The organism is Allobrachymonas chironomi DSM 19884 (genome assembly GCF_000374625.1).
Taxonomy (GTDB): domain Bacteria; phylum Pseudomonadota; class Gammaproteobacteria; order Burkholderiales; family Burkholderiaceae_C; genus Brachymonas; species Brachymonas chironomi.
Map to the genome: position 1 here is coordinate 221,153 of NZ_KB894765.1, position 12,735 is coordinate 233,887.

10 protein-coding genes are annotated in these 12,735 nt (G+C 59.7%); 5 read left to right on the top strand and 5 right to left on the bottom strand.

Annotated features, from left to right (window positions below; translation table 11 throughout):
* Nucleotides 1–38 precede the first annotated feature (38 nt).
* Entirely contained in the window at nucleotides 39–1,469 is a 1,431-nt protein-coding gene (locus C513_RS0101125) for an SLC13 family permease (RefSeq protein ID WP_018714185.1), read from the bottom strand.
* A gap of 535 nt (nucleotides 1,470–2,004) precedes the next feature.
* On the opposite strand from C513_RS0101125, the gene C513_RS0101130 reads away from it, so the two are divergent.
* The 4 genes from C513_RS0101130 to C513_RS0101145 all read left to right on the top strand — a co-directional run bounded on the left by C513_RS0101130 (nucleotide 2,005) and on the right by C513_RS0101145 (nucleotide 4,916).
* Nucleotides 2,005–2,307, top strand: coding sequence for a type II toxin-antitoxin system HigB family toxin (locus tag C513_RS0101130; protein WP_018714186.1), 303 nt, complete (start codon nucleotides 2,005–2,007; stop codon nucleotides 2,305–2,307).
* 17 nt (nucleotides 2,308–2,324) lie between these two features.
* Entirely contained in the window at nucleotides 2,325–2,696 is a 372-nt protein-coding gene (locus tag C513_RS0101135; RefSeq protein WP_018714187.1) for a helix-turn-helix domain-containing protein, read from the top strand.
* A gap of 542 nt (nucleotides 2,697–3,238) precedes the next feature.
* Entirely contained in the window at nucleotides 3,239–3,835 is a 597-nt protein-coding gene (locus C513_RS0101140; protein ID WP_018714188.1) for a DUF6088 family protein, read from the top strand.
* The gene (locus C513_RS0101145) at nucleotides 3,828–4,916 is read left to right on the top strand and encodes a nucleotidyl transferase AbiEii/AbiGii toxin family protein (RefSeq protein WP_018714189.1); all 1,089 of its coding nucleotides are present in this window, start codon (nucleotides 3,828–3,830) and stop codon (nucleotides 4,914–4,916) included. Before C513_RS0101140 ends, C513_RS0101145 begins: the two co-directional genes overlap by 8 nt.
* 29 nt (nucleotides 4,917–4,945) lie before the next feature.
* Here C513_RS0101145 and C513_RS0101150 read toward each other — a convergent pair whose 3' ends face one another.
* The 4 genes from C513_RS0101150 to C513_RS0101165 are packed head-to-tail and all read right to left on the bottom strand — an operon-like array spanning nucleotide 4,946 to nucleotide 11,654.
* Nucleotides 4,946–6,106 carry a DUF3322 domain-containing protein gene (locus C513_RS0101150; protein ID WP_026320412.1) on the bottom strand — a complete coding sequence of 387 codons (1,161 nt, stop codon included), beginning with the start codon at nucleotides 6,104–6,106 and terminating at the stop codon, nucleotides 4,946–4,948.
* A complete protein-coding gene (locus tag C513_RS0101155; RefSeq protein WP_018714191.1) occupies nucleotides 6,093–9,467 on the bottom strand; it encodes an ATP-binding protein in 3,375 nt (1,124 codons plus the stop codon). The genes C513_RS0101150 and C513_RS0101155 overlap by 14 nt, the downstream gene beginning before the upstream one ends.
* Nucleotides 9,464–10,183 carry a DUF4194 domain-containing protein gene (locus tag C513_RS0101160; RefSeq protein WP_018714192.1) on the bottom strand — a complete coding sequence of 240 codons (720 nt, stop codon included), beginning with the start codon at nucleotides 10,181–10,183 and terminating at the stop codon, nucleotides 9,464–9,466. Before C513_RS0101160 ends, C513_RS0101155 begins: the two co-directional genes overlap by 4 nt.
* Complete coding sequence (locus C513_RS0101165) at nucleotides 10,170–11,654, bottom strand: DUF3375 domain-containing protein (RefSeq protein WP_018714193.1); 1,485 nt, start codon at nucleotides 11,652–11,654, stop codon at nucleotides 10,170–10,172. The genes C513_RS0101160 and C513_RS0101165 overlap by 14 nt, the downstream gene beginning before the upstream one ends.
* A gap of 133 nt (nucleotides 11,655–11,787) precedes the next feature.
* Between C513_RS0101165 and C513_RS0101170 the strand changes: the two genes are divergently transcribed.
* Nucleotides 11,788–12,702, top strand: a complete 915-nt coding sequence (locus C513_RS0101170; RefSeq protein ID WP_018714194.1) for a helix-turn-helix transcriptional regulator — start codon at nucleotides 11,788–11,790, stop codon at nucleotides 12,700–12,702.
* The last annotated feature ends 33 nt before the right edge of the window (nucleotides 12,703–12,735 follow it).

Sequence of the window (12,735 nt, forward strand, 5' to 3'; positions counted from 1 at the left end):
CCGCAAGACACCGGTTGGCACGTGGATTCAGGCGTGCATCAACGCAGCACGAAGTAGCCCCACAGCGTCAGCACGATCACGCAGAACACGTTCAGCACGGCACCGGCGCGCACCATCTCGGACTGGCGCATGTGGCCGGTACCGAACACGATGGCGTTGGGCGGCGTGGCCACCGGCAGCATGAACGCGCAGGAAGCCCCGATACCGATCATCAGCACCAGCACCGTGGGTGGCATGCCCATGCGCTCGGCGATGGCTGCGAATACCGGCACCAGTAGCGCGGCAGAAGCGGTGTTGCTGGTGAATTCGGTCAGGATGATGATGAAAGTGGTAACACCGAAGATGATCAGCAGCGGATCGGCACCGGTGAGGAAGGTCGCGACCTGATCGCCCAGCACTTCGGAAGCACCAGAGCTGCGCAGCAGGCCGGACAGGGTCAGGCCGCCACCAAACAGGAACAGCACGCCCCAGTCGGTGTTGTCGGCAATCTGGCGCCAGGTGGCCAGGCCCAGGATGGCAATCACCACGGCAGCGGTCAGCGCGATAAAGGTGTCAGGCGCCGTCACTCCCAGCACCCTGGCCACATCACCGCCGAAAATCCACGCCAGCGCCGTGCAGGCGAACACCACCATGGTCATGATGCGCTTGCTGGTCCACGGGATCACCTCGTTGGGAATCTCGATGCGGCGGTTGAGGTTGGGACGGAACACCAGCCACAGGGTCAGCACCATGAGCGGCATCAGGATCAGCATCAGCGGCAGGCCGATCTTCATCCAGCCGGCAAAGTCCATGTTCAGGGCGCGTGCGGCAATAGCGTTGGGCGGCGAACCCACCAGCGTCCCCAGACCGCCAATGGAGGCCGAGTAGGCAATGCCGAGCAGGATAAAGACGAAGGTATTGCGCTCTTTCTTCTTGTCCAGGTGGCTCATGATGCCCAGCGCCAGCGGCAGCATCATGGCGGCAGTCGCCGTATTGCTGATCCACATCGACAGCGCAGCGGTCACGCCGAACAGCAGCATCGCGGCAATGCCCAGGTGGGAGCCGGCCAGCGACATCAGCCAGAAGGCGATCTTGCGGTCCAGGTTTTGCACGTGCAGCGCGGTAGCCAGCGCAAAGCCGCCGAAGAACAGGAAAATGATCGGATCGGCAAAAGTGGCCAGCGCCTTGCTGGTATTGAACTCGGGGAAACCGAGGAGCAGCGCCCCCACCGGCACCAGCAGTGCGGTAATGGTCACGTGAATCGCTTCGGTCAGCCACAGGATGGCGATGAACAGCAGCAGCGCCAGGCCCTTGCTCGGAACCGGCTCGATACCGGCCGAACCGGTCAGCAGGAAATACAGGCCGACACTGGCGGCCACGGCAACAGCCACAATCATCCAGGAACGGACCAGGCTGATGCCGGCGTGGTTCATTTCATCGGTCGGATGTTCGATCACATCCTGCCCCGGCTGTGTTGTCGGGTGGGTCATGGGAGATCCTTTCTTGTTCTTGACATGGCCGATTGTGGCTCGACATGTCCTTGATCCGGAACGAAAAAAGTTGCCATGATGCCATAGGATCAAGGTTTTCACCTAACAGATGGACACACTTGTCCGGGATCGAGGTCGGGTTTGATGCGGGTCAAGGTTTGGGCAAAACAGGACTGAGCGTGTTGCAAGGGCGCATCGCGGGCCGTCTTGGCGCGCCTGGGTGGTGGGGCCGCTTCGGCGCCATCATGGAGCTGTGGGCAGCGTGGCCCTTGGTGGAAAAAGTGGGGAACGAGCACCGCGCAAGGGGATTCCAGTTGTTTTGTTCCCCACTTTGCCAGCGGCTATGCCGGAAGCACTCGAACTGGTAAATGATGGCGGAACACGAAACCGAACCCGCGCCCCCATATGAGGTTCTTTAGAAAAGCACTGATCTTGAGGATGCTCGCCTCTACCAAATGGCCGTTTTGCATCGTGAAAACTTCCGGGTGGGTCAGTATGGGGTTGCGATAGTCCCGAAATGGGACTATCGCAACCCATGCGAGTCATTTCCGTGTCCACCCCTCGAGCCTTCTGGGAGCGCCATCCCGATGCCGAGCAGCCACTGAAGGCTTGGTACGAGGAAGCAACGAGTGCGACCTGGACCCAGTCCGCTGACATCAAGGCGCTGTACCGCAGCGCCAGCGTGCTGAAGAACCGCCGCGTGGTCTTCAACATCAAGGGCAATGACTACCGGCTGATCGTGGCCGTTGCCTACAAGTTGCAGATCGTCTACGTGAAGTTCGTCGGCACCCACAAGGAGTACGACGCAGTGGACGCAGAAACCGTTGAAATGGCCTGACCGGCCACGGAGGAAACATGGACATCCGCCCTATTCACACCGAAGCAGACTACAAGGCCACGCTCAAAGAGATTTCGGCCTTGATGGAGTCCGACCCTGATCTGGGCACACCGGAGGGTGATCGCCTGGATATCCTGGCCACGCTGGTGCAAGCCTATGAGGCCAAACACATGACCATCACTGCGCCTGATCCGGTAGAAGCCATCAAATTCCGGATGGATCAGAGCGGTCTGTCCGTCAAGGATCTTGAGCCGATCATCGGCAAAAGCAACCGCGTCTACGAAATCCTGAACCGCAAGCGTCCGCTGACGCTAGCCATGATCCGACGACTGCACAAGAGCCTGGGCATCCCGGCCGATGTGCTGATTGCCGAGACGACTGCCGATTGATCATCGAACACTGCACTTGGCTTTCACGCTGAACAGCGTTGTCATGGGGTCATCTGTCCTGGAGAACAACAAAATGCACTACCAACGGCCCGCGCGTGTCTAGTAGATCCGGGTCGATTCATTGTGGGGCAAATCGCCTCCAACAAGGGGAAATGGGTAGGTTGCCCCACATGTTGCCCCACAGACCGCCCGGTTGTCAACGAACCAGACCGAACCTGTTAGCACCCTAACCAATTGAAAAAGCAAAGAAAAAGGGCCTCCGACGGTCTATGTCGGAAGCCCTCAAACTGGTATATGGTGGTGGAAAACGGAACCGAACCCGCGTCCGCAATCCGAACCAGATAGTAACGCCTTGGCCTTGAGGGCGTGGATTCGACGAATTGGCCGAAACCGTGTTGGCTTTCGGCGACTTACCCTTTCATGTGCGTGATCCGGGCTGCCGAGGCCATGGAGGCTTCTATGTGGCCATTGGTTGGCCTCGTGTGCTGCAAATTGCGGTTTGTCAGATACTGATTTATACTTCTGACAAAGGAGCCGTGACCATGAGCCATCTTGCCGAGAACATCTTGTCTGCCGCCCGGGCCATGCCCGAGGGTGGCTTGCTGTCGCCCAAGGAGTTCTTGCATCTGGGTTCGCGGGCGGCCATCGACAAAGCCTTGTCCCGGCTCGCTCAGGAAGGGAAGCTGCTGCGCGTGAGTCGCGGTGCCTATGTCGCACCCCATGAGGGTCGGTTTGGCTCCCGCCCGCCGTCCACCGAGTCCGTGGTGCAGGCCATCGAGGCCAGCTGCGGTGAAACGGTGGTGGCCAACGGCGCGGCCGAAGCCAATGCGCTGGGGCTGACCACGCAGGTGCCGACCCGCGAGGTTTTTCTCACCTCCGGCGCATCCCGCACCCTGCATCTTGGCAGCCGGTGCGTAGAGCTCAAGCACGGCAACCGCTGGCAACTGCTGCTGGGCAAGCGCCCCGCAGGCAAGGTGATCCGTGCGCTGTCATGGCTGGGGCCGGAAAGCGCACCGGCGGCTCTGAAGCAACTGCGCGCCAAACTGCCCGAGTCCGAATGGGAAGCCGTGCGTGGCGCGCGGGCCGCACTGCCGAGCTGGATGGCCAAAGTGGTCAGCGAGGCAATGGCGCATGGCTGAGTCCTGGTTTTCGCTCAGCAGGGAAGATCAGGTTGAAGCCTTGGAATTTGCTACGGCTCGTACCGGGCGGCCTGCGCATTTGCTCGAAAAAGACATCTGGGTGGTCTGGGTGCTGTCCGCCATCTACGAATCCGACTTGGCCAGCAAACTCACCTTCAAGGGCGGCACCTCACTGTCCAAGGTCTATCGCATCATCGATCGGTTTTCCGAGGACGTGGATCTCACCTATGACATCCGCGAACTGGCTGCCGACCTGTTGAAGCAAGGCAACCCCATTCCCGATTCCGCCAGCCAAGAGAAAAAGATCAGCAGCGCGGTACGTCACCGACTGCCCGACTGGATCGAGGCGACGGTCAGGCCGGTCATTGCTGCGGCGCTGGCGAAAGATGGGTTGGACGCAAGCTTGACGCTGGCGGGCAAAGATCAGGACAAGCTGATCTTGTCGTATCCGGCGGTCAAAACGGGAACCGGCTATTCAGCGCCCACGATCCAGCTGGAGTTTGGTGCCCGCGCCACGGGCGAGCCGCATCATGTTCAACCCGTGGCCTGCGACATTGCACCAGAAATTGAAGGCGTCACTTTTCCCGTCGCCCAGCCCTTGGTGATGGCGGCAGAGCGCACCTTCTGGGAAAAAGCCACCGCAGCGCATGTGTATTGCTTGCAAGGACGGCTGCGCGGCGAGCGTTATTCGCGTCATTGGTATGACTTGGCCGCCATCGCAAAAACGCCGCACTTTTCTGCGGCCTGCGCCGACCAGGCGCTGGCTCGGGCCGTTGCAGAACACAAATCGGTGTTCTTCGTCGAGAAAGATGCTGTCGGTGCAAAGATCGATTACTTCGTCGCCGTCAGAGGCCAGCTACAACTCATCCCCACGGGAGAATCGTTGGCGGCGCTCGAAAAGGATTACGCCGCGATGCTGGAAGATGGCTTGCTGGCGCTCAATCAGCCAAGCTTTGCCGACATCATCGAGCAGTGCCGTGTCATTCAGGATGAGGCCAATCGGCAGGCCATCTTGGGCGAGCGCCGCAAGGCATTGGACGAGTTGGCCGCGCAGGCGCAAAAACTCGACATGGGCTACTGACGCTACATCCAGCTGGAGGGTCCAGTAGTTCAGATAGAGCGCTGCAACGAGCTCCATGCGGCAGCCCAGTCGATCCGTTCCTGCTCCAAGCGAACGTTTTGTCCCCAGCGCTGCTGCTTGAGATCCCGATAGAGTTGCTGCTCTTGCTCCGTCAGAAGCGTCAGTTCCGTTGCTGGATGCTGCGCCGACTCATCCACCCACAGCGCCTTGTGTCGAAGCAAGGTGTCTTCGTCCATGAGCACGGATTGCAACTCCGGGATGTATGAACGGGCACGATGCAGGATGGCAAATCCATGGGTGTCCAAATCACCCCAATAGATGCACTTTGCGCAGGCAAGCCAAGGGAAACGGGCCAACACGTCAACGTTATAGCCAAGACGCATGAGCACGACAGCGCCCGGCATGTCGGACATTGCCAGTCCCGTTTGAAGGTTCTCGACAATAAACACATGTGAGACCGGTAAATTGAGACCCGCCAGGTCTTCCACTGGTGCAGTGATGTCACCCACGCCACCGACCCTGGCTCGCAATGCCTGATCCAGCACCCGCATTCGGACAAGGATTGGAGGTGCTTTCAGTCCGCAGCGCTGGTAGAAGTCCAGGTCGCTGGAGGAGTCCTCTTGTATTGCGGCCACCAGATCCGTCAGCAGCCCTTTGCGCCCATCAAACCATTTGCTATCCAGCCCGGACACCGGCAGCTGGCGGGGGTAGAGGTCGGATTGTGGATGGTTCGCGATCCAATCCAGCATCTCTGCAAGCCGACGAAAATCGGCATCGCCGTAGTCCGCCAGGACATCAAAGTACCTCGGCAGCTGCTGCGCCAGTACTGGCCAGCGGGCAGTGAGCGTCTGGTAGCGAGATTGAGCACGTTCCCATCGTGCGGACTCACCAATCCACATGGCAACATCCTCTGGGCTGCCCAACGCCAGCTTCTCCGGGAGTCGCTGGACGCCAAGCGCTTTCCACCGGCGCTCACACCAGGATAGTGTGCCGCCCCCTTGCCAGCCTTGCCATGCGCTCACCCAAGCACGAACGCCGTCGACTTGTCTCAGTGCAGCTTGCTCCGTCGGCACACCGAGCGGAACCTCCAATGGCCATTGGCCCTCGCCCGGATCACCAACCAGCCACTCGCGGTGCTTACTTTGAAAGCGACGGGCAAGCAACTGTCGAACATCTTCAGGAAGCTTCAACGCTAGCCTCCTCTCGTGCGTGCTCTGGCAACTTCAACCGCTGACGATCACCGTCGTACTCGATCAGCAGGACGCCTGAGACTCGCCGATCGCTGATATCCACGAAGCAGGCGCCACCGATGAATGGTTCAAGGGTCATGACGGACTTCAGCGGCGTAGCGACCACCATCTGGAATCCGAAATTGGTAAAGATGTTCATCGCCAAAGCGGTGAACTCGTTATCCGCCTTGTCGAAGGCTTCATCCAGCACGACAGGCGCATACATCGGCACGCCGTGGTCGTTCCCGCCCAGTTGATATCGCAGGGCTGCGGCCAAGCACGTGGTGGCCAGCTTCTGCCGTTGGCCGCCAGACTTGCCTGCTCCGCTGCGGTAGATTTCGACCTCGACACCGCTTTCATCGATTTCCCGTCCGATGAACTCAACATGCTGTCGAACATCGAGCACAGTCTCACGCCAGCGCTTTTGCTCGGGGTCCTGACTGGCGAGTCGATCAACAAGTCGTCGCAAGGCTAGAAACCGCGCCTCGGCAAACTCGCGATCCTCCGTCCATGCATGGCTCAGTGCCTGCTGGATCTCCTGCTTGAATTCCTTGACGTCGACAAGCTGCCGATCACTGGCGTCGATGTGGAGATAGGTACGTTGATTGGCGCTCTGGTTGAACGGCACCTGACCAAGACTGTCGTTGACCAGATCCATCCGTTCCAGGATCGCCTTACGCGCATCGTTCAGGTAGGTGGAAAGCGCCGCCAGATTCTGGTGACTTTGGTTCTGCAGCAATTCAAAGAATCGCTGCTCATAGGCGGGTAGCCCATCCGTCTCCAGTCGAACCAGTTTGGCGAAGAAGTCTGGCGCGCTGGCAAGGCTCGTGTCCATGTCGCCCGCGTCCATCGGCCATTGCCGTTTGAAATCAGCAAAACGTGCTTCTATTTCCTTCTCGCAGGCACCAATCCCACGATTGACCTCTTCGATCTCAGCATTGAGTGCGCGTTCTACAGAAGTTGTCACCTTGTCGAGGTTGTCGAGCCGGACTGCATCTGACTGCTTGGCGAAGCGCTCGTCGAGACCCGACACCTGATGGGGCGTCAATGGAACGATAGACGCGTCCTGCAGGAGAGATTCCAGTTTCTGGGTGCTGGTCTTGATCTGGTCAAGAATCGAGTCGTGCGCGCGTGTTGCCTGGCGAAGCTCCTTATCAGCATCCTCAACGAGCTTCTTTTGTTCACCGATCTGCTCGCTGATTTGCAGCAGGGTGGTGTTCCCCTCGCGCGCTTCGCGGATCTGCCGCTCAATGGTGGAGATGCGATCCAGCAATGGGAGCACATCTATTTCCTGCCACTGGAGATTCACCAGAGTCTGGCACTGCATCGCTCGGGTCGCACGATTCTTGTCCTGGTCGGAGAGCTTGTCGATCACCCCGCCGAGGCGCGAAATGGTGTCAGCCAGCTCCTGCGCCTGAGCTTGAAAGAGCCCGAGCTTCTCGCGGTTATCGAATCCGAGCACCCAGTTTCGCCGGTCGCCGACACTTCTTCGGTCGTCTTTCTCGTGCCGGGTTTTGCTGTGCTTGACCTGCCCCTCGCGGGTGATGGCGCGATCAGCACTCCTGAACGACTGAATGGAATCGACGCACGCGTAATCGAAGCGTTGCCGTAGCTCGGCCTGGAGCCAATCGGCATACGCCCCCTCCTTGACGTTCAGCTTGAGGACGAGCGAGTTGCCACCAATGGGCTTGGCCTGCCAGGTCTCCGGGCGGCCAGTCCGGTAATAAACCAGGCGCTGGCCGAGGTGGGTGGTGTTGATGTGGTTGGCTAGCGCTGAATACTGGCGCTCGTCTACCAAGAGTGAGAGCGCGAATCCATGCAGTACGCGCTCAATGGCCCCCTGCCATTCGGCCTCGTCAGGCTTCACCTCGACGAGTTCGCCAACAAAGGGAAGTGCCGACTCCGAGATGCCGATGGCGGCAGCGATGTCTCTACGCATTTCCAGCATGTCCGCCGGAATGTTCGATGGTTGGCGCTGAAGTGCCTGCACCTCTTTCAGTGCTTGCGAAAACGCGGTCTCGGCATCTTTCTTTTCTCGGTCCAGGCGGAACTGCTCGGCCCGGCTATCGTTGCTGCGCTGTTCCCAATTTTCGACTTCCTGCCGCGCGTTGCCCAACAGTTCTGCGAAGGCTTGAGGCGAATCAGGAAGGCTCCAGCCCAGCTTCTTGCACGCATCTTCGGCCTGACCGCGTTTGCGCAGGCGATCCGTGCGCTGGCCCTCCAGCCCCGATTTCTCGGCTTCCCATTGCTCGATCTGATCACCGCCTGCTTCACGGTGCTGCCGCTCCAGATCGCGCAGGATTGCAGCGTGGTTTTCCAGAGTGCTTTGACGTCGCCCCACTTCGCCTTCCGAGCCGTTGGCTTGCACCTCCAGGGATGCCACGTGCTCCTTGAGGAGCTCAATACGGCGAGTCTCACGGTAGCCATCAACCCCCAGCCGAAGCTCATCCAAGCCATTGCGCTGCAGCATCAACGAGTCCCTGTGCTGATGCTGCTCCCGCGCTGGTGCGAGCGTTTGTACCTGTTCGCGAGCCGTGACAACTGCCTGGTGGGCCGCATTGAGTTCGCCGAATTCGCTGACCAAGCGATCCGCCACCTCGAAGGTCTCGGGCTTGTCGAGCATGAAGTCGCGCAGGAAAGTATTGAGGTCGCCGAGGTTCTTGGCCGACTGGGTTTTGTGCAGCAAACGCAGCGCCATTTCGCTCTCGATGCCGAGCAGACGACAGAACCGTTCGCAATAGGGACGAAATTCGTCGCGGGCAAACGCCTCGGGGAAAGACTGTTTGAGCTTTCGTATGTCGAAGTTGGATTGGCCGAAGTCCTCCAGTTCACGCAGGTCAAAGGCCCGCTCCATGACAAGGTAGTGGCGTTTGACGTCGGTACTGCCGTTTGCATTGCCCCGCAACCAGAACACCTGAACCAGCACCACAGACTGACCCAAGGCATTCTGGTAGGTCAGTGCCAAGGCTGACCAGGTCGTCCCTGCGCGCAGGTAGCGGGTCGCGATCTCTCCCGACTCCCCATCCTTCTGTTCAGCCCACGCACCACGTATGTAGGTGACGAGGTTTCGGTCACGACCGCTGCGGTCCGCCTCGCGTGCAGCAGCGTTGAAATCGATCCAGCGAGGTGGCGTCAGCAACGCCGAAAATGCATCGAGCAGTGTCGACTTTCCAGCGCCGGATCGACCCACAAACAGAAAGCCTCGCTCGCTGATCGGCACGTCGTGCAGGCCGGAGAAAGTACCCCAGTTGTAAACCTGCAGGCGGGTCATCCGGAACTGCTCGCGGGCAAACAAGGAGGCGGTTTGGGGTTCCGAGTTCATTGGTCAGCCTCCTCATCAGCTTCAGTCTGAACCAGCTGCGCTGGCGTTTCTCCGGCAGCCATGCGCTGATACAGGTGCGTCAGCGCTTGTATTTCCTCTGCCGAGAAGAGGAGCTTCAGCGTCGGCGAAATCTCGAAGCGATCCTCACTCGAGCGAATTTTCTGCAGGATGCTGTGCTTCTTGATCTTCTCGATGGAGGCATGAACCCGTTTCACGAACCCTGCACGGTCGGTGTTGGCGGCGCGCTCATAGAGGGAGAGAAACTCTGTGATCTCGTCTGTAGACACCACGGCACGGTCGCCCTGCGAGTCCGCCTGGGTCAATCGCTGGCGTAGGTGGAGCAGCAGAATGGAATCAATGAAGGTCAGTTGGGCGCGACGCAGCAGGAGTGGCACTTCGAGGTCGCCGGTATCTGCCTGGCGCGTGAAAGCCACTTGTACGTCTCGGTCGATAACCAGTTCGAGAAACAGCTCGGCAAGACGCCGACGGATCACCGCTTCGTCTCTTACCAAGATCGGCCAGAGTTTTGGATGCCGACGCCCGTCGAGCGACGGCCCTGCCAGCAGCTGCACCAGGGCGCGCCGGGTATCCAGTGCCAACTCGCCGCTGTCGCCCAGGAACAGGGGGTTGGCGGGTGCCGGAGCAGCATCGGGTGCTTGTGCCTCGGCTGGCACTGCCGCTTCGTCGCTGATGGACCCATTTTCAGACCAGTTCATTGGCCCGCTCCCTCAAAAAGAAGATCTTTGGAATTCGGGCGCTACGACGCTGCTCGTCGCCTCCAACCCAGCCTACGGTTTCACTGTGGTCGGCTTTGAACCCATGCCGACTGCCCAACGCCAGCAGGCCGACGACGCTGCCCAACCCCTGTGCAGCGGGGAACTGCTCCAGTACGTCGGCAATCGATGCCTGGGACCGTTGCTCCAGGACAGCCAGCACGTTGGCCTTCAGTGTTCGGAAGTCGATCTCGGACTGTGCGACCAGTTCGCTCACAGACTCAAGGTCGATTGGCGGCGCATCCCCTTCTGCCATCTGCCCAGGCAATGCTTGCAGGGATGGGTCGTGCAGCACCCATTGAGACAAGGAGCGCAACCGACTGCTCGTGAGTTCCAGCGTGTACTGGAGGGTCTCAGTGGCCCTGACTTCATCCTTCAGGCTCAGTGCTGCGCGCTGAGCGTCTTTCAGCAGGTGATTGAGTCGGCGTTGCTCGAGGTATTCACGACTCTGGACGAAGTGCTTCAGGCTGCGCGCGAAGGTCTGGAGCACCTCGTGAACCATGCCGCCCTGCTCAAGAAGGGTGCGCGTCAGCCGCAGAAGGAATCGTCGCTCCTTGGCCTCGAGCTGCCCCACGAACTCCCGCGACATAACGCTATCAAGTGCCTGATCAAGCGTGGCCGCCTGTTCTGGGTCCGTAAGCAAGCGCCAGAAAGCAGAGAAAGTCCTTCCGGCGTCGCTCTCTGAAATCAAATCGATTCCGGCGAACAGCGAATCCAGCACATCCCCTCGATTGCCATCGTTGTCCATGATGCGTTCACGGAGATCGCGATTGAGCTGGTCGAACTGATCGCGGACACGGCGGAAATCACCGGCCAGATCGTCGGCCAGCGTGATGATCTCCCGCGTGCGCTCGAGCGCCGTCGTATGGGGCAGCACGCGCATCTGCCCCTTCTGGATGGCGTCAATCTCCTTGTCGATGCGGGCTTGCTCGGCCATCAGCCGGTCGATGCGGCGGAACTTGTCGGTGTCTGTGTCCTCGGCAAGTCGGGCCAAGGCCTCTATGACGAGCGTCAGGCGGCTTTCGGTCGCGGCTGAGTGCGGTTGCGCCAGGCCAGAGACAAACCGAATGGCTTCGACGGCCGCCGTGGAGAGTTCATATTCCTCTTCTGAAGCCCCAGCCGGGAAGCGTCGCTCGAGGAACCCATCGGCGAGCCAGCTGGCGACATACGCCTGTGCCGTTTGGGGAAAGTCTTCGCCTTGGGCGCGCAGCTCTTCCAGATCCCTTGCGATGCGTTCGTGAAAAATGGAGGCAGGGAGGCTTCGCTCGCCCTCATACAGATGGGACTGAAGCAGGCCAATGACGGTAGGCCCGGTAGTCGAGGCAAGCAGACGCCACAGCGGCTGCGCCCGCATGCGCCGGTAGGTCGCGATGGCTTTGTCTGCTTTCACTCCCATGCTCCAAAGTGGGGGCATCGCCCGTCATGTGGTAATCACAATGCAACGTATACAAGAATCAAAAACATTGCATTGCCACATTCTAGAGCAGCTTATATACTTCCCGCAATAACCCGCACAAGTATTCGTTAACCCGATAGAGCACTCAGGAATGCCCAAAGACCAACTTGCAGAACTGACCCAGCCTCAGCGCGACCGGCTCGCGTTCATTGAGCTGCGCGTGCGCTTCGTGGGGGAGATCCGTCGGCAGGACTTGGTTGCGCGGTTTGGCATCCAGTCCGCAGCGGCAACCCGGGATTTGGCGCTCTATAAAGAGTTGTCTCCGGGGAACATCGACTATGACCCCAAAGGCAAGGCCTACGTCCTGGGGCCAGACTTCCGCCCCATCTTCGACTTTCCTCCGGAGCGGGTGCTGTCTTGGCTGACGCAGGGCTTTGGAGACGGCGAGCCGATGCGGCTCAAGGCGTGGGTGGCCAGCGAAAGCCCCTCACGGCTTACACACCCGGATCTCGATGTGCTGGCAAGCGTGACCCGGGCGATCCATCAGGGGTGTCCGCTTGGCGTTGAGTACTACTCAATATCTAGCGGCTGTACAGAGCGGGAAGTCGTCCCCTTTGCGCTGATCGACAACGGCCTGCGCTGGCATGTCCGTGCCTTCGACCGGAAGTCTCAGGAGTTCCGGGATTTCGTCATTACACGGATCAAGAACCCCGTCGTGCTCAAGGGGCAGCCAGTTGCAGCTCATGAGATGAGCGATCATGACATTCAGTGGACGCGGATCGTCGAACTGGAGTTGGTGCCCCACCCGGGTCAGCCCCGGCCGGAGATCACCGAAATGGATTACGGCATGCGCGACGGCGTGCTGCGGATGAAGCTGCGCGCTGCCACGGCTGGATACATCCTGCGCAAATGGAGTGTCGACTGTTCGCCCGATCATTGCCTGCGCGGACCGGAGTACCGGTTATGGCTCAAAGATCACTTGGCAATTTATGGAGTCAAGAATGCGATTTTGGCACCGGGCTATAAATCGCAAGAACAAAAATTAGTAAAAGCGGAGGCTGACTGATGGGCGACGTAATCCGTTCGTTTCGGTCAAGGG